Genomic DNA, 23,882 nt, shown 5'->3' with positions numbered 1-23,882 from the left:
CCGGGGTGGTACCGCTGCTCCCATGACACGGCGGCCCTGTTCAGGCGTGCTGCGCGCGCCGAGGCTGGACCCATGACGACAACGACAACGGCACTGGTGACCGGTGCGAACAAGGGGCTCGGCCGCGAAACGGTGCGCAGGCTCGGCGAATTGGGCTGGCAGGTGTTCCTCGGTGCGCGCGATGCCGATCGCGGGAAGCAGGCGGCGGCCGAGTTGGCCGAACAAGGGCTGCACGTCGAGTTCGTGCACCTGGACGTCACGTCCGCAGCGTCCGTCGCGGCGGCGGTCGCCACGGTGCGCGCGCGGACCGCCGCGCTGGACGTGCTGATCAACAACGCGGGCATTCCCGGCGAGTTCCGCGCACCGGAGCAGACGCGGGCCGAGGACCTGCGCCCGGTCTTCGAGACCAACGTGTTCGCCCCGGTTCAGGTGACCAACGCGTTCCTGCCGTTGCTGCGCGCGGCGGCGCACCCGCGCGTGGTGATGGTGTCGAGCGGCATGGGCTCACTGACCATCACCGCCGACCCCCAGCGGCTCGAGTCGACGCTGCCGAACCTTGGCTACAGCCCGTCGAAGGCGGCGTTGAACATGATCATGTCGCAGTACTCGCGCGCGCTGCCGGAGATCCGGTTCAACGCGGCCGACCCTGGTTACACCGCAACGGATTTCAACAACCACGGCGGATATCAAACCGTCACCGAGGGCACCGACGCCATCGTCGGGCTGGCCACCGCGGGACCGGACGGCCCCACCGGCGGGTACTTCGACCGAGCGGGTGCGCTGCCCTGGTGACCGTGCGGCGGCGAACCCATGATCGCCGCGGTCCCGGACGTCCTACCGCGCGCCGCCGTTGACGTAGAGCGTCTGGCCGCTGACGTAGGACGCCTCGTCGCTGGCGAGGAACGCGATGACCGCGGCGACCTCGGCGGGCTGCCCGACCCGCCCGAGCGGGGTGCGTTCGGCGACCGTGCGCTGATGCTGCTCGGCCGACATGCCGACGCGCTCGGCGGTGGCCGCGGTCATCGCGGTCGCGATGTAGCCGGGCGCGACGGCGTTGACGTTGATGTTGTACGGGCCGAGTTCGATGGCGAGGGTGGCGGTCAGGCCCTGGATGCCCGCCTTGGCCGCCGCGTAGTTGGCTTGGCCGCGATTGCCGAGGGCGGACCGGCTCGACAGCGAGACGATCTTGCCGTAGCGCTGGGCCACCATGTATTTCTGCGCGACCTGCGCGCAGTGGTACGCGCCGGTCAGGTTCACCGAGAGCACGGCGTTCCAGTCGTCCTCGCTCAGCCGGAAGAACAGGTCGTCACGGGTGATGCCGGCGTTGTTGATCAGGATCTGCGGCGCACCGAGGTCGGTGGCGACCTGCTCGAAAGCACCCTGCACCGAGGCGCGGTCGGTGACGTCGCAGACGTAGCCGACGGCCTTGCCGCCCGCGCGGGTGATCTGTGCCAGGGTGTCCTCCGGCGCCTGGCGATCGAGCACGGCGACCGTGGCGCCCTCGACCGCGAGCCGCAGCGCGGTGGCCGCGCCGATGCCCTGCGCCGCACCCGTCACGACGGCGACCTTCTCGGTGAACCGGTCCATTGCGTGTTCTCCTCTCAAAATGCCTGTTCGGCAAGCCATTCGGGAAACTCGGTGAGGTCGGCGAGCACGACATCGGCCCCTGCCGCGCGCAGCTCGGTGGCATCGCATGGCCCCGTGGTGACCCCGACCGCGAGCACGCCCGCCGCTCGCGCCCCGCGCATATCGCCGGCGTGATCGCCGACGAACAGGTGCGCGCCCTCCTCGCGCAGCACGCTCGCCTTGCCCGCCGACCATAGGTCGCCCGCGAGATGGTCGATGCGCCAACCGAGTTCGTCGATGTGCAGCTGGGCGAGCGGTCCGTGCTTGCCGGTGACGACGAGCACCCGCCCGCCGCGCGCGTCGACCGCGGCCAGTGCGGCCTCGGCGCCCGGCATCGCCGGAATGCTGGACACGACCGAGGGATACAGCTCGCGATACCTGGTCACCAGGGCCGGGACGAGTTCCTCCGGCGCACCGGCCTCGACCAGCAGGGTGGCCAGTGGCGGTCCGAGTCGATCCGCGAAATCCGCACCGCGCAGCGGCACCTCGAATTCCGCCGCGAGAATGTCGACGGCCCGGCCAACCCCCGGTCGCGAGTCGATCAGCGTCATATCGAGGTCGAAGCCCACCGTCCAGGTCACCACCCGACCCTAACGGCCGGGGCGGGTCGCGGGCCGGGCAGTCGGTCTCTGCGGTGCCGCGGGCGAAACGGGGAGTGCGGCGCGGGCAGCCCCCTCGCGCCGAGGCCGCTAGGCAGGTTAGCCTACCCTTATGGCAACCACGACGCGCACGAACCGCCCGACCATGGCCTACGCGACGCTCCAGGTCAGCCGGGTGGCGCGACTGACACCGCACATGGTTCGCATCACGTTGACCGGGCAGGACCCGGCCGCGCTGAGCAATGCCGGACCCGATCAATACACCAAGGTTTTCTTCCCGTTGCCGGGGCAGCGGCGGCCCGTCGTCCCGCCGCCGCTCGACGCGGGGGATCAGGCGATGAGCTGGTACCACCAGTACCTCGCCATGCCCGATGCGATCCGCCCGCCGATGCGCACCTACACCGTGCGCGCGCAACGTCCCGAACTCGGCGAGCTCGACATCGACTTCGTCCTGCACACCGAACACGCCGGGCCCGCGTCGGATTGGGCGGCCAAGGCGGTGCCCGGCGCCGAAATCGGCATGCTGTGCCCACCATTCGCGCTGTACTGCCCGCAACCCGGGGTGGCATGGCAGCTGGCGGTCGGCGACGAGACCGCGATCCCGGCGATCGGTTCGATCATCGAAGGGCTCGAGCCGGGGGCGGTGCTGCGCGCGTTCATCGAGGTGTCGGGTCCTGCGGAGGAGCAGCGGTTCGACACGGCGGGTGACGTGCGGATCGAATGGATCCACCGCGGCGACCGGCGCCCCGGCGACGCCGTCGTGGCGGCCGTGCAGGCGGCCGAGTTTCCCGCCGGCGCGCCGTACGCGTGGATCTCCGGCGAGGCGAACCTCGTCAAGCTCACTCGCAGGCATCTGGTCCGTGAGCGCGGCATCGATAAGCACTCGATCACCTTCACCGGCTATTGGCGGGTGGGTCGCACCGAGGAGGACAACGGCCGCGAGAACGTGCGCCGCGCCGCGGCGGGGGAGCCGCTGGTCGACGAGGACTGACCGTGGGAGGTGGCCATCGTTGGCAGGTAAATGGCTGGGGTGCAGTCGTGTTCGTGTACTGACGCGAATTGTGTTCGGGCACGCTGGTTCTCGGGTCAGTGCGCAAGGTGATCGGATGGCGGGCAAGTGAGTTCGCGGGCGAAGCGCGGCGCGGTGCTCTAGGGTCGGAGTCCGGACGAGTCTCTGTTCGGATGTCGGGGCGCGGCAGGAGGACGGCATGGGCCATGTCGAGCACAGCGCGGCGTGTAAAGCGCCGGCGGACTTCGCATTCGGCTACGTCGCCGACTATCGCAACGTGCCGCGGTGGATGTTCGGCATCCGGCACTTCACCCCCGTCGGCGAGCAAACCTCCGGTGTCGGAGCGGTTTTCGACACTGCGCTGCACCTGGGCCCTACCACCTTGCACCTGCGCGCCGACACCATCGAATGGCTCGAGGGCGCCCGGATCACCATGCGGGCCATCAAGGGCATCGAAGGATCGATCCGATGGGATTTCGAGGCCATCGACCCTGATACGACGAACGTCGGTGCCACCGCGGACTATCGAGTCCCCGGCGGACTCGCGGGCCGGGTGCTCGATCGAGTGATCCAGGCCTTCATCGGCCCCGCCATCCGGCACACCGAGAAGCACCTCCGCGAGCAGATCGAGACCAGCTACCGGGAGTCCGGACGGCGTCCGGAATGACCGCGAGATTCCATTGATTCACGTGGAACGACGCGTGCGGTCGCGGTAAGACGAAGCGTCCCAATGTCGTTCAGTGACCGCAAGAATGCATCGAGTGCGAGTTCGCAACGGGTGCACCTCCGTGGTGCCGCACGGACTCCGGTACGGCGGAAGCAGCCTCAGATCGGGGGCAGCGAGGTGTCGGGGAACGAGTGATGCTCGTGGGTCACGCTCCAGCGGCCGTTCTGCTTGCGCAGGCCGAGGGTGAGCCGGAGGCGGCGGCCGGGATTCGCGTCGAAATCCTCTGGCGTGCCGCACAGCAGCAGGGCGTGCGCGAACGCGACATCGGCGCCCGCGGTGATGTCGAGGGAGACGATGTCGAAACTCGCGCCCTTGGCCTGCCATTCGAAGAACCCGGGCCAGGCCGCGCGGTAGGCGTCGATACCGCGCAGCCCCTCATCCGGCGGCGGGACGTCGAACATGACGATGTCGGGCGCGTGATCGGCGAGGACGGTGTCGAGATCGCCCGCGTGCACGGCCGCGGCCCACCGCTCGATCAAGACCCGGATCTGCTTCTCGTCCTCCGACACGTCAGTCGTCCCTTCGTCAGGCCGCACCGGTACTGCTCGGCACCTGTGAGCCTGCCGAAATCGAGCATGGGACGCAATGGATTACGGGAGATATGTGATATTTCCCGAGGCGGTCAGGCGAGGGTGGAGCGCTTGCGGCTGTAGCCCAGGTACACCGCGAGGCCGATGATCACCCAGACCGCGAACCGCACCCAGGTCAGACCGTCCAGCGTGGTGGCGAGCAGTACGCAACCGACGAGCGCGAGGATCGGCACCAGCGGAACGAGCGGGGTGCGGAAGGGGCGTTCCCGCTCGGGTTCGGCCCGCCGCAGCACCAGCACCCCGACGCACACCACCGCGAACGCGGACAGCGCGCCGATGTTCACCAGTTCGACCACGATATCGATGGGCAGCAGTCCGGCGATGGCCGCGCAGCACACGCCGAGCAGCAGGGTGAGTCGCACGGGCGTGGCGCGCTTGCCGGTCCGCGCGAGACCGAAGGGCAGCAACCGATCTCGGCACATCGCGAAACTCAGGCGCACCTGGGCGTACACGATCAGCAGCAGGCCCTTGGTCAGCGCGATGACCGAGGCGATCACGATGACGTTGCCGATCCAGCCGATGCGCAGCCCGCTGAACGCGGTGGCGATCGGCGCGCCGTTGTTCAGCGTGGCGAACGGCGCGATCCCGGTGAGCACCGCGCTCACCAGCGCGTACAGCAGGGTGGCGATGAGCACGGTGCCGATGATCGCGAACGGCACGTCGCGGCGCGGGTTGCGGGCCTCCTCGGCCGAGGCGGCGACGACGTCGAAGCCGAGGAACGCGAAGAAGGCGATCGCCGCGCCGCCGATGATGCCGACGAAACCGAAGGGCGCGAACGGGGCCCAGTTGTCCACCTCGATGTGCGGCGCGCCGACGGCGACCACCAGCACCAGCACGCCGATGGTCACCCCGACCAGCGCCTTGGTGATCTTCGCGGTCAGCGACACCTCACCGACCAGCACCGCGACGATCACGCCGATGATCAGCACCGCGGGCAGGTTCACGATTCCGCCCTCACCGGGGCCCGCCGCGATGGCGTGCGGCACGGTGATGCCGAACATCGAATCCAGCGCCGACACCGTGGTACCCGACCAGCCGATCGCCACGGCCGCGCCCGCGATGACGAATTCGAGCAGCAGATTCCAGCCGACCAGGAACGCGGGTCCTTCACCGAGCGTGGCATAGGTGTAGGTGTAGGCACTGCCGGACACCGGCACCATCGCCGCGAGTTCGCTGTAGCACAGCGCGACGAGCACACAGACCGTGCCCGCCAGCATGAACGACAGCACGATGGACGGTCCGGCCTTCTCCGCGGCGGCGACACCGGTGATCACGAAGATGCCCGCACCCACGATGGTGCCGACGCCCATCGCCGTGAGGTCGATGCGCCCGAGCTTGCGCGCCAGCTTCGGCGCGCCGTCGGTGGTGGCGGTATCGGGGACGCGGCGGCGCCAGCGCTGAGCGGGTGCGGTGGTCATGACTCCCTTATGAGCTAGTCCCTCGGTCCCGCCGGTAAGCCGGACCGAGGGACATTCTCATCGAAGTCAGTCAGTGATCGTTAACTGGGGATCCCCATTCGATCATCCGCGCCCCGTTTTGCCTGCGACTTTGTCAGGTCAGCTGCTGGCGGACGCGGCGAACGGCGTGGCCGCGCGCGGGGCGGTCCCGCGCGTCGGATGCCGCCACAGGCCCTTGCGCTCGAGGATCGGCAGCACGCCCTCGCCGAACCAGTACGCCTCCTCGAGGTGCGGGTAGCCGGAGAGGATGAAATGGCTGATGCCCAGCTTCGAGTACTCGATCAGGCGCTCGGCGACCTCGGCGTGCGAGCCGACCAGCGCGGTTCCCGCGCCGCCGCGGACCAGCCCGACGCCAGCCCATAGGTTGGGCGCGATCTCGAGCCGGTCGGTGCTGCCGCCGTGCAGTTCCGACATCCGGCGCTGGCCCTCGGACTCGCTGCGCGCCAGGCTGGCCTGCACGCGCTCGATGTCGGCGGGGTCGATGCCCTGCAACAGCCGATCGGCCTCGGCCCAGGCCTGCTCGGAGGTGTCGCGGCTGATCACGTGGATGCGCAGGCCGTAGTCGAGCACCCGGCCCGCGTCGACGGCCAGGCGGCGGATCCATTCCAGTTTCCTGCTGACCGCGAGCAGCGGTTCACCCCAGGTGAGATAGGTGTCGGCATAGCGGGCCGCGACCGGTCCCGCGGGCGCGGAGGATCCGCCGAAGAAGATCGGCGGGATCGGATCGGGCCGGTTGCTCAGCAGCGCGTCACGGACCTTCACGTGCTCGCCCTCGAACGAGATCGGCTCCTGCGCGGTCCACAGCTCGCGGACGACGTGCAGGAATTCGCCGGTGCGCGCGTAGCGCTGGTCCTTGTCCAGGAAGTCGCCGTAGGCCTGCTGCTCGTGCGGTTCGCCGCCGGTCACCACGTTCAGCAGCAGCCTGCCCCGCGAGTGCCGCTGGAAGGTGCCAGCCATCTGCGCGGCCAGCGTCGGGCTCACCAGACCGGGCCGGAACGCCACGAGGAACTTCAGCGTTTCGGTGGTGTCGACCAGCATCGCCGTGGTGAGCCAGGCGTCCTCGCACCAGGCGCCGGTCGGGGTGAGCACCGCCTCGAAGCCGTTGTCCTCGGCCGCGGCGCCGATCTGGTTCAGATAGCGCAGGGTGGCCGGGCGGTCGCCGGACATGAAGGTGCCGTGCCCGCCCGCGACCAGGCCGCGGGAATCACCGTAGGTGGGCAGGAACCAGTGGAACGACAAAGTCATGGTGGGCCAACTCCTCAGGAAGCGGGGAACAGGTCGTTGAAGCGGGTGTCGATGTAGTCGGCGATGGTGACCTTGCGCGGAATGAGCCCGGCGTCGGCGAAGGCGTCGGCCACGCCCTGTTCGGCGGCGATGGTGGACGCGTCGAGCTGATGGTCGACGTAGCGACCCCGCTTGACGACGGCGATGATCACGTCATAGGGCAGGCCGGTGAGTTCGGCGTAGGTCTTCGCCCACTGCTCGGGATGCTCGTTGACCCAGGTGTGCGCCCGTGCGATGCGGGCGAGCAGATCGCGCAGCGCGGCGGTGGTCCCTTTGCGGTCCAGCGTCTTGGCGCCCGCGACGAAGAAGGCGTCGCCGGTGATGTAACCGTTGCCGTCCACCAGGATTCGCGCGTTCGACTGCTGCTCGGCCTGCGCGGTGTACGGATCCCAGATGGCCCAGGCGTCCACCCGGCCGGTGGACAGCGCGGCCAGCGCGTCCGGCGGTTGCAGGTATTGCGGCTCGATCTGGCCCCACTCGATCCCCGCCTTGTTCAGCACGGTGAGCAGGTGATGATGCGCGGAGCTGCCCTTGGTGACCGCGATTTTCTTGCCGCGCAGGTCTTGCGGGGTACGCAGCGGCGAGTCCTTGGGCACGACGATGCCCTGGCCCTCTTTGCCGGACTGATACGCACCGACGATCTTGATCGCCGATTTGGCGGCCGCCGCGAAGACCGGCGGCGAGTTGCCGACGCCGCCGAAATCGACCGCGCCGGAATTGATCGCCTCCAGCATCGGCGGGCCGGCCTGGTACTGCGACCATTCGATCCGGTACGGGGTTTGGTCCAGCTCGCCAGCGGCGGTCAGCAGCGCCTGCAGCCCGATGCCCTTCTGATCGCCCAGGCGCAGCGTCACCTTGGCCAGATCGACCGAGCCGTCCGGCCGCAGCGCCGTATCGTCGGCCTGGTCGGACCCGCAGGCCGTGCCGAGCGCGGCCACCAGGGCGAGTGTCGTTGCGAGCAGCAGCCTCGCGGCTTTCATGCGGTTCCTTCCGGTGCCACGCCCAGCTGGGCGAGCAGTGTGTTGCGCAGGGTGAGCAGTTGGGGATGTTCGCTGCGGCGCGGCCGCGGCAGCTCGATGCGGGACTCGTGGGCGATCCGGCCTGCGCCGAGCACCAGCACCCGATCGGCCAGTCGCAACGCCTCTTCCACGTCGTGGGTGACCAGCAGGACGGCGGGCTTGCGGCGCTGCCACAGCTCGATGACGAGCCGGTGGATGGTGATCCGGGTGAGCGCGTCCAAGGCGCTGAACGGCTCGTCGAGCAGCAGCAGATCCGGTTCCCGCACCAGCGCACGGGCCAGGCTGACGCGTTGGGCCTCACCGCCGGAGAGGGTCAGCGGCCACGCCTCGGCCCGCTCGGCCAAGCCGACCTCGGCCAGGGCGGCCCGCGCCGCCCGCTTCGGATCCCGCTGTCGCAGACCGAGATACACGTTCGCCAGCACGCGCTTCCAGGGCACCAGGCGCGGTTCCTGGAAGGCGACGGCGATCGTGCCTCGCGTGTGCAACTCACCCCGCACCCCCTCATCGAGGCCCGCCAAGGCGCGCAGCAGGGTGGACTTGCCCGATCCGCTGCGGCCGAGCAGCGCGACGAACTCGCCGGGGGCGAGCTCGAGCTCGAGACCGTCGAGCACGCGCCTGCCGTCGAAGTCGCGGACCAGGCCGCGCACCTGGGCGACGGGCGCCGCGGGCGCGGCCACGGCAGCCGCTTCCCGCTCGGCCGAGGCGGGCGTGCGGACCGACTCGTCGGTGATCACTGCCCCAGAAATCCGCGTCGCCATGCCAGCGCCTTCCGCTCGATCAATCGGACCAGCGCGTCGGTCAGCAGACCGAGCACGCAGTACACCAGCAGGCCGACGACGATCACGTCGGTCCGCAGGAATTCGCGGGCGTCGTTGATCAGGAAGCCGAGCCCGGCGTCGGCGTTCACCTGTTCGGCCACGATCAGGGCCAGCCACGCCACACCGAGGGACTGCCGCAGGCCGACCAGGGTCTGCGGCAGCGCACCGGGCAGCACGATGTGCCCGAGCAGGGCGAGGCGGCTGAGCCGCTGCACCCTGGCGAGCTCGGCCAGCTTGCCGTCCACGCCGCGGATGCCCGCGAAGGTGTTGAGGTACAACGGAATCGCCGCGCCGAAGGCAACCAGCACCACCTTGGGCAGCTCGCCGATGCCGAACCACAGGATGAGCAGCGGGATCAACCCGTAGAAGGGCACCGTGCGCAGCATCTGCATCGGCGGATCGACCACGTATTCGCCGACCGTGCTCAGCCCGGCCAGCACGGCAAGGCCGATGCCGAGCGCCGCGCCGACGGCGAAACCGGTCGTCGCGCGCCCGAGCGAGACCGCGACCGCCTCCTGCAGGGTGCCCGCGCCGAGCAACTCGCCGGTGGTGTGCACGATTGTTATCGGCGAGGCGAGCAGCCGTTCCGGGAGGGCGCCGGTGGCGCTGGCGAGCTGCCAGGCGAGCACCAGCACGAGCGGGCTGAGCACCCGCAGCCAGGACTTGCGCGGCCGCCACCGGGCGGCCGACCGAACCCGAATCGCTGTCGGCTCCAAGGCAATTGATGACACGCGACACCTCGGGTAGGGGACAAGAAGCACGCCGCGCACCAGGGCGCGCCGCAGTCATCCATGCTGAGCGCCCGGCGGCGCGGAGTCAGCGTTTGCAACCAGCCAGGTTTTAATTACGGCCCGCCACGGCGCTCACCCGGCTAGACGTAACTGTTGATAACACGTAACCTGGCGTCAACTCTGGGCGACGGAGTCCAGAGCGCGACCGACCAGACGAAACGAGTTCCCCAATGACGCGGCATGTCGACGTACTGATCATCGGTGCCGGGCTTTCCGGAATCGGTATGGCCTGCCACCTGACGCGCGAGCAGACCGGACGCAGCTACGCCATCCTGGAGCGCCGCACCGCGATCGGTGGCACCTGGGACCTGTTCAAGTACCCGGGCATCAGGTCCGACTCGGACATGTACACCTTCGGCTACGGCTTCCGCCCGTGGAACGGCACCAAGGTGCTCGCCGACGGGCCGCACATCCGGCAGTACGTCGAGGACACGGCCGCCGAATACGGCGTCACCGAGCACATCCACTTCGGTCGCAAGGTGACCACCGCCCGCTGGTCCAGCGCGACCGAGACCTGGACGGTCGAGGCGCTCGACGAGCAGACCGGCGCGGTCGAGACCTTCACCAGCAATTTCCTGGTCGGCTGCACCGGCTACTACGACTACGACAACGGCTACCTCCCCGAGTTCCCCGGTGCGGCGGACTTCGGCGGGCAGATCGTGCACCCGCAGCACTGGCCGGAGGACCTCGACTACCGGGGCAAGAAGGTCGTGGTGATCGGCAGCGGCGCGACCGCGATTACCCTGATCCCCGCGATGAGCGACGACGCCGCGCACGTCACCATGCTGCAGCGCTCGCCCACCTACATCACCACGCTGCCGGCCAACGACCCGGTCGCGGTCGGCATGAAGCTGGCCAAGGTGCCCGACAAGGTGGCCTACCGGATCGGACGGGCCCGCAATATCGCCTTGCAGCGCGCCAGTTTCGAACTCTCGCGCACCAATCCAGCCGCCTCGCGCCGGGTGCTGCTCGCCGCGGTGCGGGCCCAGATCGGCAACAAGATCGATATGCGGCACTTCACGCCGTCCTACAACCCGTGGGATCAGCGCCTGTGCGTCGTGCCCAACGGTGATCTGTTCCGGGTGTTGCGCAGCAGTAAGGCGTCCATCGTCACCGATCGCATCGAGACCTTCACCGAGCGCGGTATCCGGCTCGCGTCCGGGGAAGAACTGGCCGCCGACATCGTGGTGAGCGCGACCGGGCTGCGGGTGCAGATGCTGGGCGGGGCGACCCTGGAGATCGATGGCGAGCCCGTCGTCACCCGTGACCGGGTCGTTTACAAGGGCACGATGCTCGACGGCGTCCCGAACGCGATGATGGTGCTCGGCTACACCAACGCGTCCTGGACCCTGAAGGCCGACCTGGCCGCCGAGTACTTCTGCCGGGTGCTCAACCACATGCGCGAGCACGGCTACACCAGGATGGAGGCGATCGCCGAGGAGGGCGACCGTTCCCCCGATTCGGTCATGGGCGGCGCCCTCACCTCGGGATACATCCAGCGCGGCGACGCGGTCATGCCGCGCCAGGGCACCCGCGGCCCCTGGCAGGTCATCAACAGCTACTTCCGTGACCGCAAGATGCTGCGCAAGGCGCCCCTGGACGACGGCGTCCTCACCTTCACCCGCGCGTCGCACGCCGCCGAAGCGCGTCCACTGGTGGCCACCCGCACCGCGTAACACTCCGGGAGCCCTCCGGCACTGCCCGGTCGTCGAATCGAGTTGCGTGCCGTGGCCGCTGTGGCGCATGGACTGGCGGCTACTCGCACCGGGTAGCTGGCGGCGTCGCCAGGTGCTGCCGGTGGCCGAATCGAGTTGCGTGCCGTGGCCGCCGAGGTGCGTCGAACCGGCGGCTCTTCGCGCCGTGGTAATCGGCCCGGCGTCGCGGGGTGCGGCCACTGACGGCCGCGTACCGCGTAACTGGCTCGGCGTCGTCGGGTGTGGCCGGTCGTCGATCACGTCGCGATACACCGGAGCCCGGAACACGCTGGGCGGTGCGGTGCAGGCCGGGCAGCGGGATCAGGGAGACTGACCGGATGCGCGTGGCGGTGGTGAATCGGGGTGAGGTGGCGGTTCGCGTGGTGCGGACGGCTCGCGAGCGGGAGTGGGGCACGGTCGCGGTGCACACCGCCGAGGAGGCCGCGGCGCTGCCTGTGCGACTCGCGGACGAGGCGGTGCCCCTGCCGGGCACCGGAGCGGCCGCGTACCTGGACGTGGCGGCGGTGGTGGCGGCGGCGCGGCAGGCCGGGCCGGGCGCGCTGGTGCATCCGGGCTACGGATTCCTCAGCGAGAGTGCGGAACTCGCGGCCGCGTGCGCCGCGGCGGAACTGATCTTCGTCGGTCCCTCGCCCGAGGTGCTCAGGATCTTCGGGGACAAGGTGGCCGCGCGGGCGGCGGCCGAGCGCGCGGGCGTGCCGGTGCTGCCCGCCACCGCGGCCGCGGACGGTGTCACGGCGATCGCCGCACTGCTCGCGGCGCACCCGGACGGGGTGATGGTGAAGGCCGTGGCCGGCGGCGGCGGGCGTGGCATGCGCGCGGTGCGTGATCCGGCACTGCTGGACGAGACGTACGCGCGATGCCGCGCGGAAGCGGCCGCCGGGTTCGGCGACGCCGCGGTGTACGCCGAAGCGTTGATCACGGCCGCCCGGCATATCGAGGTGCAGGTGGTCGCCGACGGTGTGCGCGCGGTCGCGCTCGGCGACCGCGACTGCAGCGTCCAGCGCCGCCACCAGAAACTGATCGAGATCGCGCCCGCCCCGAATCTCGATGCGGCGCTGCGGGAACGGCTGCACCGCGACGCCGTCCGCCTGGCCGAGTCGGTCGGCGGCCGCGGCGTGCTCACGGTCGAATTCCTGGTGCGCGGTGCCGAGGCGTGGTTCCTCGAGGTCAACCCGCGACTGCAGGTCGAGCACACGGTGACCGAGGAGGTCACGGGTGTCGACCTGGTCGCACTCCAACTGGATCTGGCGCTCGGCCGCACCCTCGCCGACCTGCCGGTCGGTGCCGCCGATCCGGGCCTCGGGCCGCGTGGCTACGCGGTGCAGGCCCGGGTGAACGCCGAGATCGTCACGGCGGGTGGGGAAGTGCTGCCGAGCACCGGCACCGTGACCGAGTTCGCCGCGCCGACCGGCTCGGGGGTGCGGGTCGACACGGCCGCCTACACCGGGATGCGGCAAGGGGCGCAATTCGATTCGCTGGTCGCCAAGGTGATCACCCGGGGCGCGACCTATCCCGCCGCGGTGCGGCGGTGTTCGGACGCGCTGGCCGAAGCCGTGGTGCGCGGCATCGATACGAATCTGGCGCTGCTGCGCGCGGCACTCGACGTTCTCGCCGACGGCGCGCCGGTGTCCACCTCGTGGTTCGAGGAGAACCTGGCCGGTCTGATCGGGAAGGCGAGTGACTATGTGCCGGTGACGCATTCGGACGCGGTCGCGGCGGTCGAGTCGGTCGCGCTCGGCGACGACGAGTCCGTGGTGCGCTCGCCGATGGGCGGCACGCTGGTCAGCCTGGTCGAACCGGGCGCGGTCGTGCCTGCGGGCGCCGAGGTCGCGGTGCTCGAGGCGATGAAGATGCAGCACGTGCTGCGCGCCGAGCAGGCGTTGCGGGTGCGGCGGCACCTGGTCGAGCCCGGTGCGACGGTGGATCCGCATGCGCCGCTGCTGATCTGGACGCCGGCCGACCACGACGGGCCGGTCGCCGCCGACGCGGTGATCGCTCTCGATGCGATCCGCCCCGATCTCGCCGAGGTCGACGACCGGCACCGGGTCGGCCTGGACGAGGCGCGGCCCGAGGCCGTCGCCAAACGGCACCGGCTCGGCAGGCGCACCGCCCGCGAGAACATCGCGGATCTGGTCGACGACGGCAGCTTCGTCGAGTACGGCGCGCTCGCGGTCGCCGCGCAGCGGTTGCGTCGCAGTGCGGAGGATCTGATCGCGAACACCCCGGCGGACGGTCTGGTCGGGGGAGTGGCCACCGTCAACGCCGATCGGTTCGGCGCGGACCGCACCAGGGTGGTCGTCATGTCCTACGACTACACGGTGCTGGCGGGAACCCAGGGCATGCGCAATCACGCCAAGACCGATCGTCTGCTGGAACTGGCTCGCGCCCAAGAACTTCCGGTGATCTTCTACACCGAGGGCGGCGGTGGCAGGCCCGGCGATACGGACCACGGCGGCATCTCCGGCCTCGACGTCACCACCTTCCGCGCCATGGGCGCGCTGTCGGGGCGGGTGCCGCTGGTCGGCGTGGTCTCCGGTCGCTGTTTCGCGGGCAACGCCGCGCTGCTCGGCATGTGCGATGTCGTGATCGCCACGCCCGACGCCAATATCGGCATGGGTGGCCCGGCCATGATCGAGGGTGGTGGCCTCGGCGTCTACGCGCCGGAGGACATCGGCCCGGTCGAGGTGCAGCGGCGCAACGGCGTGGTGCACATCGTCGCCGCCGACGAGGCCGAGGCGACCCGAATCGCCCAGCGGTATCTGTCCTACTTCCAAGGGTCGACGCCGGAGTGGACCGCACCCGACCACCGGCTGTCCCGGCACGTGGTGCCGGATAATCGCCTGCGCGCCTTCGATATCCGGGACGCCATCGCCTCGATCGCCGACGTGGACTCCGTGCTAGAGCTGCGCGCGGACTGGGCCGTCGGCATCGTCACCGCGCTCATCCGCGTCGAAGGGCGCCCCTACGGACTGATCGCCAACAACTGCCACCATCTCGGCGGGGCCATCGACGCACCCGCCGCCGACAAACTCAGCGCCTTCCTCCGGCTATGCGACGCCCACGGGCTGCCCATCGTCTCCCTGTGCGACACACCGGGTTTCATGGTCGGGCCGGATGCCGAACGCGACGCCACCGTCACCAAGTTCAGCCGCCTTTTCATCGACGCTGCGGGCATGTCCGTGCCGTGGGGCACCGTCATCGTCCGCAAGGGCTACGGGCTGGGCGCACAAGCCATGGCAGCCGGGTCTTTTCGCGCACCGCGCTTCGTCATCGCCTGGCCCACCGGCGAAATCGGCGGCATGGGCTTGGAAGGCGCGGTGCGCCTAGGCTTCGCCAAAGAGCTGGCGGCCATCGAGGACCCGACCGAACGACAGCAGGCCTTCGACAACCTCGTCGCCCTCGCCTACGCCAACGGCCGCGCCCTGACCGCCGCCACCGTCCTCGAACTCGACGACGTGATCGACCCCGCCGCCACCCGCCATTGGATCCGCACCCTCACGTGACGCGCACGCTTCGGTGCCCGGTGTGATCGGTGTGCGTCGTGGCGATTGTCGCGGGGCAATGCAGTTGGTGGGTGGCGTCAGTTCAAGGCGGTCTCGAGTGCGTCGACCAGATTGCGGGAGCGAAGGTCGAGGGCTTGCTCGATGATGTGGTTGGGGGTGTAGGCGAAGGCGAGGTTACGGGCTGGATCGGCATAGGCGAGGGACCCGCCGCGGCCGGGATGGCCGAACGATCCCGGCCCGCCGAGTGGGATCTCGTCGCTCGGGAGCATGTAGCCGGTGGCGTAGCGGTTGGGGAGCATGATGACTTCGTCGGTGCCGCTGACCTGTTCGCGCACTGCGGCGGCGAGGGTGTCCGCGCTCAGCAGGCGGCGGCCGTCCACCTCGCCGACGAGTGCGGCGTAGAGCCGGGCCAGGCCGCGTGCGGTGCCGATGCCGTTGCTCGCGGGCAGCTCAGCGGCGTGCACCTCGGGGGCGTTGAAGTCGATCTCTGCCGGGTCGGTGACCTGAAAGGCGCGGTTGCTCAACGATTCCGGGTCGCGCAGCGCCGCGATCATCGCCCGCATCGGCGCCGGGATCGACTCCATGGGCACCGCGCTGAGGTCCGGTTTCGGCGCGAACACCAACCGGCTCACCCGATGCTGCTCAACGGGCGGCAGGCCGATGAAGAACTCGACGCCGAACGGTCCGGCGACCTCCTCGGCGAGGAACTGTCCGACGGTGCGGCCGGTGATCCGGCGGATGACCGCACCGACCAGCCAGCCGAAGGTGCGACCGTGGTAGCCGTGCGCGGTCCCCGGCGGCCAGTTCGGCGCCTGCGCCGCGAGTGCCTCGACCATCGGCGTCCAGGCCAGCGCGTCGGCTAGCGGCACCGGCTTGTCGAGCGCGGCCAGGCCCGCCTGGTGGGTCAGCAACCAGCGCACCGGAATCCCGGCTTTGCCCGCCGCGGCGAACTCCGGCCAGTACCGGGCGACGGGTGCGTCGAGATCGAGCAGACCGCGCTCGACGAGCAGGTGCGCCAGGGTGGTCGTCACGCCTTTGGTCGCCGAATAGACCAGCTGCAGTGTGTCGCGCTGCCACGGCCTGCCCGTCTCCGGGTCGGCGGTGCCGCCCCACAGATCGACCACCGGTTCACCGTCGCGGTACACGCACACCGCGGCGCCGATCTCACCCTGCTCGGCGAAGTTCGCCACGAACGCGTCGCGAACCGCCTCGTACCCGGGCGCCACTACACCGTCGATCACCATGCCACCAGCATGGCAGCCCCCTCCGTCCCGCGGTTGTCGTCCAGGCCGGGACGGATCGGCCGCGGTGTGCGTCGTGGTAGTTCCTGTTCGGTGGCACGGCGGGTGGTCCCCTTGTCGGTGCGAACGGGAATACTCGGGCGCTGGCAGGTGGACGTCGGGCGGATCGGAGGCAGGTGCATGGCTCGGGAACTCGGGGAGCTGTCGTACGCGCGGTATCTGACGGCGTTGGCGGGTGAGCTCGAACCGGAGGGTGACTACGACTGTGTGCACGTCGACGGGCTCGAGCTAGAGGACGCCGACGTGCGGCACGCGCGCTTCGGGGAGTCGGCGTTCACCTCGGTGGCGTTCCACCGGGGCAGCATGCGTCACACCAGGTTTGCCGATGTGTGGCTGCGTAACGTGCGGTGGGTGGGCACCGAGCTGGCCGACACCAGCTGGCTGGACGGAGAACTGATCGCGGGCGCGCTCTCGGGCGTCGACTTCGCGGGCGCGCGGCTGCGCCGCGTCCGGTTCGAGGGCTGCAAGTTCGACGCGGTCAACTTCCGCACCGCGCAGCTGCGTGAGGTCTCCTTCGTCGAATGCGTGCTGCGGGACTGCGATTTCGGCGACGCCGCGCTGCACACCGTGACCTTTCCCGGCTCGACCCTGCACAGCACGGTCCTGCGCCGCGCCACCCTGACCAAGGTCGATCTGCGCGGCGCCCGCGCACTCGACATCACCGAGGGCCTCGATGCCCTGCGTGGCGCGACCATCGACAACGGGCAACTGATGGAACTGGCCCCCGCCCTGGCCCAGCACCTCGGCATCATCGTCCGCGATTCTTGACCGGGTCCGGTGCTGTCGGTTTGCTAGCGTGTTGCCTTCGGCATTTTCGATCTTGAGGCCAGCGGCAGCGAGGAGACGATCAATGCGGGCACTGCGGGTTCTGGCCTTGGGGGTCGTGCCGTTCGGGGCCGCGGCGGTGCTGATAGGGGGATGCGCGAAGGACGAGTCGGCGGCGAGCGCGGGGAGCTCCCGCGCGGCGTTCTACGGCCAGCGGGTGGCCTGGGGCCCGTGTGCGGGCGGCGAGACCGGAACCTGGTTCTCCGACATCGTGGACGAGCGCGTCTGCGCCCGGGTGCTGGCGCCGCTCGACTATCGCGTCTCCGGCGCGGTGACCCCGGAATCGGCCGACACGGTGTCGCTCGCGGTGGCGCGGCTGCCCGCCACAGCGACCAAGCGCGGCACGCTCGTGCTGATCAGCGGCGGCCCCGGCGAACCCGGACTCGGCATGCTGGACATGCCGTTCCCCGCGCGGATCCGCGAGCAATATGACATCGTCGCCTACGACCCGCGTGGTGTCGGCCGTTCACTGCCCGCCATCGTGTGTGATCCGAACGGCGAGGACCTCGTGGAGGAACAGGACTCGGTGACCGCCACCGAGGACGCGCGCCGCCGGTTCGTCGAGTCGTGCGTCACCGGTACCGGTGCGAATGTCTTGCGGCACATCGGTTCCGACGAGGCCACCGACGACTTGGACATCCTGCGTGGGGTCTTGGGGGAGCGGCAGCTGAATATCCTTGCGGCGTCCTATGGTACGCAGGTCGCCGCCATGTACGTCGACCGCTATCCGCAGGGGTACCGGGCCGCGGCGCTGGACGGTGTCGTCGATGTCACCGAGGACTACACGCGGATGCGCATCGGCCAGAACAAGGGTTACCAGGACACCTTCGACCGGGTCGCGGCATTCTGTGCCGAGCGGCTGCATGCCGGGTGTCCGCTCGGGACCGATCCGAGCGAGGCCGAGAACGTCTTTCGGGACATTCTTCGTTCCGCCGAGCAGCAGCCGGTCCCCGCGGACGAGGCCGCTCCGGTGGAGCCGAACGACATCCTGCAGGCGGTGGGTGCGAGCTTTCTGTGGCCTACCGGCTGGGTGCCGTTCCTGGACGCGCTGACGGCGCTGCGGCGCGGTGACGGCACCGCGATGCGCAGGCTCGCCAACGACGAGACCACCGAGCCGCCGCACCGCAGCCCCTCGTCGACGGAAACCAAAGGCAATGCGCTGACCGTGATCACGTGCGCCGATGTCGCCGTCCCGACCGAGGACCGCGCGGCCAAGCAGGCCGACGAAGCGGCACTTTACGACGCGGCCACCTACGACGACTACAAGCCGCGCCCGGCCGAATTCCCGCTCGAAGCCTGCGATCTGTGGCCGACACCGGGCACCGCACGGGGCTTTCAGCCGCGCCGCGCGGCGGGCTCGGCGCCCGTGCTGTTCATCGGCACCGAGCACGATCCGACCACGCCGCTCGGCAACGCCGAACGGATGGCCGAGTACCTGGACAGCCCGCTGCTGACCCGCGAGGGCGACGGGCACACCTTCGTCTTCGGCGAGGTCAACAAATGCATCGACGACCTCGTGGTGGGTTACTTCGACGACCCGGAAGCGGCACGCCGCACGGTTTGTCCGGCCGAGCCGGAACGGTAGTACCAATTGTGTTCCTTCCCAACGAGGGTGGGTGGTGTACCGGGGCTCGGTGCGGAACTTCGGCAATTCGGCCCATAAGCGAGCGCGCGCATTGATACATTTCGCCAAGCCAGCTGGCATGGCGAATTCGATGAGGAATGCGAGCGAATGTTCGATCGGGATCTGCGCCGGACGACCACCGCCGGTGTGCGCGTGCTGCTCGCGCTCGCCGAGGAGCGCGGAACGGCCGCGGCCGACGCGCTGGCGGGCACCATGCTCCCGCGTGGCGCCGCCGAGTGCACGGCGCACCAGGAATTGGTGGTGATCCGTAATCTGCTGGCCCGCTTCGGTACCGAGGCGGCGCTCGGCGTGGCGGCGGGCAGCAGGACCGGCCTGCCGCTGGCCGGGCCATGGGGTCTGGCGCTGCTCAGCAGTCGCACCCTGCGTGACGGATTCGACGTGGTGACCCGTTATCTCGACCGCGTATTCGTCTCGGGCAGGCTCGCCGCCGAGGAAAGCGGCGGTGAGATCCGGTTACGCTTCGATGATTCAGAGAACCCGCCGCACATACGCGCCTTTCTCGCCGAACGTATTCTCACCGGTGCGGCCACCGTGTGCGGGCAGCTGTTCGACGGGGAAATTGCGCAGGTCCGGCTCGAATTCCGGCACGCGGCGCCGCCGGATATCCGTCGATACCGGGAGAGCTGCGGTGTGACACCGCTTTTCGGCGCGCGCGCCGACATCGTGACATTTCACAGCCGCGCCCTGGGCGCGCCGATGCCGCGAAATCACGAGCGCGCCCGCGCCGAGTGCGCGCAGCTCTGTCGTGACCTGCTGCGCCGCAGGCAGCCTCGGGCCGGCGTCGCGGGTGGTGTCCGTGATCTGCTCGTCCGCAATCCGGGCGAGCTGCCCGATCAGATCGCCGTCGCGAACGAATTGTTCATGAGCCCGCGCACGCTCTCGCGCCGGTTGCACGAGGAGGGCACCTCGTTTCGGGCACTGCTCGACGAGGTGCGTCAGATGTTGTCCGAGCAGCTGCTCGCCTACACCGACATGAGCACCGAGCAGGTCGCGGCGCGCCTCGGCTACGCCGAAGCCGCCTCGTTCATCCGGGCGTTCCGGCGCTGGAAGGGCTGCCCGCCGCAGGAGTTCCGGCTGCACGAGGGACGATCGCTACCGCGTGAGCTCGCGGTGGCGGCGGGCGCGCACTGACCGGAGCTGTCGCCGCGTCCGGTGGTCGCCGCCTGCCTCGCGCCGGATCGGGCAGCCGCTCGGCGTCGCGCTGATCGGCTCCGTTCCCGCAGGCCATCAGGCCGCGCCGACTACGACCGGGTGTTCCGGCTACCGGCTCGGGTCGCTCACCAGCATCGTCAGGCGCGTCACGGCGCCTATCGTGCTCGAATCAGCATCGCGCCCAAGGCAATTCGCCCCGCGAGCGGACCGCCGCGGCGGCCGCCGCGTGGGACGAGCAGCATGATCGTTGCCGAACAAGCCCCGAGTTGCCTGGTCAGCGCCGTTCGCGCCGGACGGGGCAATCGGTCGGCGCACCGAATCCTGCTCCCGTACTATCGCGATCGAAGGCACCGGCCGGGGAGATGAAGGAGGACGGTGTGGGACCTCGCATCCGCAACGGAACCCTGTGGTTGCGACGCTTCGCCGGCACGACGCCGGGGGTGATCGTCGGCGTCATCGTGGCGTCGGTCGTGCTGTGCCTGCTCGCCGGGTTCACCGCGATGAATCAGATGAGCGGCAAGTCCGCGCGGCAGCTCGGCGCGCTGGAGCGCACCGAGCCGCTCGCCTTTGCCGCCCAGCGGCTGTATGTGGCGCTCTCGGCGGCGGACGCGACCGCGGCGAGCGCGTTCCTGTCCGGCGGCATCGAGGCGCCCGCGGTGCGTCAGCAGTATCAGCAGTCGCTCGCCGACGCCGCGGCCGCGCTGGCCGACACCACGGTCGGGGCATCCGACGAGCAAACCCGCCGGATCGTCGCCAGGATCGTGGCCGACCTGCCCGCCTATACCGGGCTGGTCGAGGCCGCGCGGTCGAACAACCGGCAGGGCTTCCCGGTCGGTTCGTCGTACCTGAGCGAGGCCTCGGCCCTGATGCAGAATTCGCTGCTGCCCAATGCCGAACAGCTCACCACCGCCCGATTCGCGGCGGTGCGCGCGGACGAGCGGGCCATCGGCGCCAGGCCGCTGCTCAGCATCGTCGCGGTGCTGCTGGTGCTGCTCACCTGTGCGGTGGCGTCCTGGATGCTGTTGCGGCGCACCAACCGCCGGGCCAACCTCGGCGTCGTGCTGGCGGCCTGCGCGAGCGTGCTGGCGCTGCTGTGGTTGCTCGCCGCGCCCGCCGTAGCGTCGAAGGTGTTGGACACCAGCGCCGCCGGCGCCAGCAGCCGCTTCGAAACCCTTGCTAAAGCGCGGATCGCGGCACAGCAGGCGCGCACCGACGAGACGCTGCAGCTGATCACCCGCGGCGATATCGCGGCCGGTGAGGCGCAGTACACCAGGCACTCGCTCGAAGTGCGCGAGCGCCTCGCGACCGTCGTCGCCCCCGATTCCGTTGCGGCACAGGAACTCGCGAACTGGGTCTCGGGTCACCGCGCCCAGGTGGCCGCCTATGCGGCCGCCGACTATCGTGCGGCGGTCGACCAGGCGATCGGCACCGCGGCGCAGTCCTCGGCCACCAGGTTCGCCGCGCTGGATCGCGCGATGAACGACAACCTCGCGCAGGAACGCCGCGCCCTGCGCGACGACCTGTCCACCGCGGGTGCGGCATTGACCCTGAGCCCGTACGGCACGCTGACTCTGCTGGTGTTCGCCGCCGCCGCGGTGGTGGCCGGCCTGTGGCCACGGTTGAAGGAGTTCCTGTGAAAACACGGCTGATCCTGGCCGGATTACTGGCAGGCGCAACGGTTCTGGTGGCCGGGTGTGGTTCCGGTGACCTGCCCGCACCGAGCACCATGGACGCGGTGAACCCGCTCCCCGCGGGCGCCACCGAGATCGCGGCGTCGCCGCAGCCCGCCGGCGAGAGCGGCTGTGACTCCGAGGCGACTTTGCGGCCGCCCGCGCAACAGCCGGGACCCGGTGCGATGCCGCCAGGTTCGCCGATGGCGGCGATCGCCGCGAACGGCAGGCTGCGGGTCGGCGTCGACCAGAACACCTACCTGTTCGGCTTCCGCGATCCGGGCACCGGGCAGTTGCGGGGCTTCGACATCGATATCGCGCGCGAGATCGCCAAGGACATCCTGGGCGACCCGGACAAAATCGAGCTGCGCTCGGTGACTGCCGCAGAGCGCATCTCCGCCCTGCGGGACAAGAAAGTCGACCTGATCGTGCGCACCTTCTCCGCGACGTGCGAGCGGCGCAAGGAGGTGGACTTCTCCGCCGTTTACTACCGCTCGGCCCAGCGCATCCTGGCGCCGCGCGAGTCCGGCATCGGCTCTGGGGCCGACCTGGCGGACAAACGCGTCTGTGTCGCGAACGGGACCACCGCGGCGGCACCGTTGTTCGCTCTGCCCCAGCGCCCCGTCGTCCTCGGCGTCACCAACTGGACCGATTGCCTGGTCGCGCTGCAACAGGGACACGTGGACGCGATCAGCGGTGACGATCCGATCCTGTTCGGCCTGGCCGAGCAGGACCGCAACCTCCATGTGGTCGGCGCGGCCCTCGGCACCGACGCGTACGCGGTCGGCGTGGCCAAGGGCAGCGACGAGCTGGTCCGGTTCGTCAACGGGGTCCTGGAACGGATGCGCACCGACGGCACCTGGCAGCGGATCTACGCCGACCGCCTTGCCGTGCTCGGCCCGCCGCCCGGTCAGCCGGTCGCCAGGTACGTGGGATGAGCCGGACCGTGCAGCCGCTCGCCCTGATCGAGATCGACCTCGAATTGACCCGTCGGACAACCGAACTCGACGCGATCACGAATACCATGCTGGAGCTGGACAAGCATCCCGGGCTCACCCTGGTCCGCCGGTATCCGCCGTCCGGCGTGACCGCGGCCCGCTGGCTGCCGGTGCGGGACGCGCTGGCCCTGATGTGGGAGGACCTGGGGCGGATGCGCGCGATCCTGGACTCCGCGCGCACCGTGCGCGGCACCCGCGCCAAACTGGACCACGCGCAGCGCGCCGAGCTCACCGAATTGCTGCGCGGGCGGCCGTACGAGGCGTCGCGTACCCCGATTCCGCTGGCCGAGCGCTCGCTGACCGGCCCGAGCGAACACGTGCTGTTCGTCGGCCTCGCCGATACGCTGGAGCGCATGCGGGCGACGTTCCCGACGATCGCCGAGTTCCTCGACGCGGTGGACAGGGTGAACACCCGCGTGCTGGCGGGCCTTGCCCCGCTACAGGAGACGCTGGACCGGGCCGGTGCGGCGGCGACGCCGCGGTTGCGCGCGATCGGTGCGGACATCGCCGAACTGCTCAGCCGCTCGGCCACCGATCCACTCGCGCTGACGAGCGCCGAGATCGACGCCCGGCTCGCCGAACTCGGCGCCGCGGTGCGGCGCGAGGCCGCGGTCCTCGCCGAACTCGCCGCGCTGGCCGCGGATCGTCCTGCCGCTGTGGCACACCTGCGCGCCCGATTGACCGAGCTCGCGTCGCTCACCGACCGTGCCGCGCTGGCCAAGGCGGAGGTCGAGCGCACCATCCGGTCGGGCCCGCTGCCCCGACCGGCCGACGAATTCGCCCGGCTGCGTGCCGAACTCGACGCCATCGCGGTCGAAACCGGTGCGGCAGCGGCACTGCTGGCATTGCGCGGTCGGATCGACAGCGCGATCTCGGCGGCGACCGAGGCGCTGAGCCTGGCCCAAGGGCTGCTTGACCGGCGGGCCGAATTGCGCGGCAGGCTCGCGGCCTATCACGCCAAGGCGGCGCGACTCGGCGTCAGCGAGGACCGGGAGCTGCTCGCCGCGCACGCGAGCGCGGCGGCGCTGTTGTCCGGCAAGCCCTGCGATCTGGCGGCGGCCACCCGCGCGGTCGCCGGCTATCAGCAACTCGTCGCGGCGAGATCGGGGAGGCGATCATGAATACCCAGGGCTGTGCCGAACCCGGGTGCACG

Annotated in this window: 20 protein-coding genes; 11 read left to right on the top strand and 9 right to left on the bottom strand. The window is 70.2% G+C overall.

Annotated elements, in window-relative coordinates; genetic code table 11:
- Nucleotides 1-72: 72 nt before the first annotated feature.
- Nucleotides 73-792, top strand: coding sequence for an SDR family NAD(P)-dependent oxidoreductase (locus F5X71_RS21110; protein WP_167463607.1), 720 nt, complete (start codon nt 73-75; stop codon nt 790-792).
- 42 nt (nt 793-834) lie between these two features.
- Here F5X71_RS21110 and fabG read toward each other — a convergent pair whose 3' ends face one another.
- Nucleotides 835-1,587, bottom strand: coding sequence for a 3-oxoacyl-ACP reductase FabG (gene fabG, locus F5X71_RS21105; RefSeq protein ID WP_167463606.1), 753 nt, complete (start codon nt 1,585-1,587; stop codon nt 835-837).
- Nucleotides 1,588-1,601: 14 nt separating this feature from the next.
- Nucleotides 1,602-2,207, bottom strand: coding sequence for an HAD family hydrolase (locus tag F5X71_RS21100; RefSeq protein ID WP_167463605.1), 606 nt, complete (start codon nt 2,205-2,207; stop codon nt 1,602-1,604).
- Nucleotides 2,208-2,337: 130 nt separating this feature from the next.
- On the opposite strand from F5X71_RS21100, the gene F5X71_RS21095 reads away from it, so the two are divergent.
- Entirely contained in the window at nt 2,338-3,216 is an 879-nt protein-coding gene (locus F5X71_RS21095) for a siderophore-interacting protein (protein ID WP_167463604.1), read from the top strand.
- Between the two features lie 217 nt (nt 3,217-3,433).
- Nucleotides 3,434-3,901: an SRPBCC family protein gene (locus F5X71_RS21090; RefSeq protein ID WP_167463603.1), complete on the top strand. Its 468-nt coding sequence runs from the start codon at nt 3,434-3,436 to the stop codon at nt 3,899-3,901.
- A 158-nt stretch (nt 3,902-4,059) separates the two neighbouring features.
- On the opposite strand, the gene F5X71_RS21085 is transcribed toward F5X71_RS21090, so the two are convergent.
- The 6 genes from F5X71_RS21085 to F5X71_RS21060 all read right to left on the bottom strand — a co-directional run bounded on the left by F5X71_RS21085 (nt 4,060) and on the right by F5X71_RS21060 (nt 9,779).
- A complete protein-coding gene (locus F5X71_RS21085) occupies nt 4,060-4,470 on the bottom strand; it encodes a YybH family protein (protein WP_167463602.1) in 411 nt (136 codons plus the stop codon).
- A 113-nt stretch (nt 4,471-4,583) separates the two neighbouring features.
- A complete protein-coding gene (locus F5X71_RS21080; RefSeq protein ID WP_167463601.1) occupies nt 4,584-5,969 on the bottom strand; it encodes an APC family permease in 1,386 nt (461 codons plus the stop codon).
- 138 nt (nt 5,970-6,107) lie between these two features.
- Nucleotides 6,108-7,253 carry an LLM class flavin-dependent oxidoreductase gene (locus F5X71_RS21075; protein ID WP_167463600.1) on the bottom strand — a complete coding sequence of 382 codons (1,146 nt, stop codon included), beginning with the start codon at nt 7,251-7,253 and terminating at the stop codon, nt 6,108-6,110.
- A 14-nt stretch (nt 7,254-7,267) separates the two neighbouring features.
- Nucleotides 7,268-8,272, bottom strand: a complete 1,005-nt coding sequence (locus F5X71_RS21070; protein ID WP_167463599.1) for an ABC transporter substrate-binding protein — start codon at nt 8,270-8,272, stop codon at nt 7,268-7,270.
- Complete coding sequence (locus tag F5X71_RS21065; protein ID WP_167463598.1) at nt 8,269-9,069, bottom strand: ABC transporter ATP-binding protein; 801 nt, start codon at nt 9,067-9,069, stop codon at nt 8,269-8,271. Before F5X71_RS21065 ends, F5X71_RS21070 begins: the two co-directional genes overlap by 4 nt.
- A complete protein-coding gene (locus F5X71_RS21060; RefSeq protein ID WP_167466609.1) occupies nt 9,042-9,779 on the bottom strand; it encodes an ABC transporter permease in 738 nt (245 codons plus the stop codon). Before F5X71_RS21060 ends, F5X71_RS21065 begins: the two co-directional genes overlap by 28 nt.
- A 311-nt stretch (nt 9,780-10,090) precedes the next feature.
- Between F5X71_RS21060 and F5X71_RS21055 the strand changes: the two genes are divergently transcribed.
- Both F5X71_RS21055 and F5X71_RS21050 read left to right on the top strand, forming a co-directional pair.
- Nucleotides 10,091-11,596 (top strand): flavin-containing monooxygenase, encoded by a 1,506-nt coding sequence (locus F5X71_RS21055; protein WP_167463597.1) that lies wholly within the window; start codon nt 10,091-10,093, stop codon nt 11,594-11,596.
- A gap of 356 nt (nt 11,597-11,952) precedes the next feature.
- Complete coding sequence (locus F5X71_RS21050) at nt 11,953-15,138, top strand: acetyl-CoA carboxylase family protein (RefSeq protein WP_167463596.1); 3,186 nt, start codon at nt 11,953-11,955, stop codon at nt 15,136-15,138.
- Nucleotides 15,139-15,215: 77 nt separating this feature from the next.
- On the opposite strand, the gene F5X71_RS21045 is transcribed toward F5X71_RS21050, so the two are convergent.
- On the bottom strand, nt 15,216-16,382 hold the full coding sequence (locus tag F5X71_RS21045; protein ID WP_167463595.1) for a serine hydrolase domain-containing protein: 1,167 nt from the start codon (nt 16,380-16,382) through the stop codon (nt 15,216-15,218).
- 177 nt (nt 16,383-16,559) lie between these two features.
- On the opposite strand from F5X71_RS21045, the gene F5X71_RS21040 reads away from it, so the two are divergent.
- The 6 genes from F5X71_RS21040 to F5X71_RS21015 all read left to right on the top strand — a co-directional run bounded on the left by F5X71_RS21040 (nt 16,560) and on the right by F5X71_RS21015 (nt 23,850).
- Entirely contained in the window at nt 16,560-17,207 is a 648-nt protein-coding gene (locus F5X71_RS21040; protein WP_167463594.1) for a pentapeptide repeat-containing protein, read from the top strand.
- 82 nt (nt 17,208-17,289) lie between these two features.
- Nucleotides 17,290-18,849, top strand: coding sequence for an alpha/beta hydrolase (locus tag F5X71_RS21035; RefSeq protein ID WP_167463593.1), 1,560 nt, complete (start codon nt 17,290-17,292; stop codon nt 18,847-18,849).
- Nucleotides 18,850-18,996: 147 nt separating this feature from the next.
- Complete coding sequence (locus tag F5X71_RS21030) at nt 18,997-20,040, top strand: AraC family transcriptional regulator (RefSeq protein WP_167463592.1); 1,044 nt, start codon at nt 18,997-18,999, stop codon at nt 20,038-20,040.
- Nucleotides 20,041-20,438: 398 nt separating this feature from the next.
- Nucleotides 20,439-21,698: a hypothetical protein gene (locus F5X71_RS21025; protein WP_238815372.1), complete on the top strand. Its 1,260-nt coding sequence runs from the start codon at nt 20,439-20,441 to the stop codon at nt 21,696-21,698.
- Nucleotides 21,695-22,669 carry a glutamate ABC transporter substrate-binding protein gene (locus F5X71_RS21020; protein ID WP_167463590.1) on the top strand — a complete coding sequence of 325 codons (975 nt, stop codon included), beginning with the start codon at nt 21,695-21,697 and terminating at the stop codon, nt 22,667-22,669. The genes F5X71_RS21025 and F5X71_RS21020 overlap by 4 nt, the downstream gene beginning before the upstream one ends.
- The gene (locus tag F5X71_RS21015) at nt 22,666-23,850 is read left to right on the top strand and encodes a hypothetical protein (RefSeq protein WP_167463589.1); all 1,185 of its coding nucleotides are present in this window, start codon (nt 22,666-22,668) and stop codon (nt 23,848-23,850) included. Before F5X71_RS21020 ends, F5X71_RS21015 begins: the two co-directional genes overlap by 4 nt.
- Nucleotides 23,851-23,882 lie beyond the last annotated feature (32 nt).

It is taken from the genome of Nocardia brasiliensis (genome assembly GCF_011801125.1).
Lineage (GTDB): Bacteria > Actinomycetota > Actinomycetes > Mycobacteriales > Mycobacteriaceae > Nocardia > Nocardia brasiliensis_C.
The sequence above is the reverse complement of the archived record's forward strand: the minus strand, read 5'-3'. Positions and strand labels throughout refer to the sequence as shown.

Excerpts from the sequence above, each read along its gene's own strand:
- F5X71_RS21095 (WP_167463604.1), top strand. The coding sequence starts at position 2,338 with ATGGCAACCACGACGCGCACGAACCGCCCGACCATGGCCTACGCGACG.
- fabG (WP_167463606.1), bottom strand. The coding sequence starts at position 1,587 with ATGGACCGGTTCACCGAGAAGGTCGCCGTCGTGACGGGTGCGGCGCAG.
- F5X71_RS21030 (WP_167463592.1), top strand. The coding sequence starts at position 18,997 with ATGTTCGATCGGGATCTGCGCCGGACGACCACCGCCGGTGTGCGCGTG.
- F5X71_RS21070 (WP_167463599.1), bottom strand. The coding sequence starts at position 8,272 with ATGAAAGCCGCGAGGCTGCTGCTCGCAACGACACTCGCCCTGGTGGCC.
- F5X71_RS21015 (WP_167463589.1), top strand. The coding sequence starts at position 22,666 with ATGAGCCGGACCGTGCAGCCGCTCGCCCTGATCGAGATCGACCTCGAA.
- F5X71_RS21050 (WP_167463596.1), top strand. The coding sequence starts at position 11,953 with ATGCGCGTGGCGGTGGTGAATCGGGGTGAGGTGGCGGTTCGCGTGGTG.
- F5X71_RS21065 (WP_167463598.1), bottom strand. The coding sequence starts at position 9,069 with ATGGCGACGCGGATTTCTGGGGCAGTGATCACCGACGAGTCGGTCCGC.
- F5X71_RS21075 (WP_167463600.1), bottom strand. The coding sequence starts at position 7,253 with ATGACTTTGTCGTTCCACTGGTTCCTGCCCACCTACGGTGATTCCCGC.
- F5X71_RS21045 (WP_167463595.1), bottom strand. The coding sequence starts at position 16,382 with ATGGTGATCGACGGTGTAGTGGCGCCCGGGTACGAGGCGGTTCGCGAC.
- F5X71_RS21035 (WP_167463593.1), top strand. The coding sequence starts at position 17,290 with ATGCGGGCACTGCGGGTTCTGGCCTTGGGGGTCGTGCCGTTCGGGGCC.
- F5X71_RS21090 (WP_167463603.1), top strand. The coding sequence starts at position 3,434 with ATGGGCCATGTCGAGCACAGCGCGGCGTGTAAAGCGCCGGCGGACTTC.
- F5X71_RS21080 (WP_167463601.1), bottom strand. The coding sequence starts at position 5,969 with ATGACCACCGCACCCGCTCAGCGCTGGCGCCGCCGCGTCCCCGATACC.
- F5X71_RS21110 (WP_167463607.1), top strand. The coding sequence starts at position 73 with ATGACGACAACGACAACGGCACTGGTGACCGGTGCGAACAAGGGGCTC.
- F5X71_RS21055 (WP_167463597.1), top strand. The coding sequence starts at position 10,091 with ATGACGCGGCATGTCGACGTACTGATCATCGGTGCCGGGCTTTCCGGA.
- F5X71_RS21040 (WP_167463594.1), top strand. The coding sequence starts at position 16,560 with ATGGCTCGGGAACTCGGGGAGCTGTCGTACGCGCGGTATCTGACGGCG.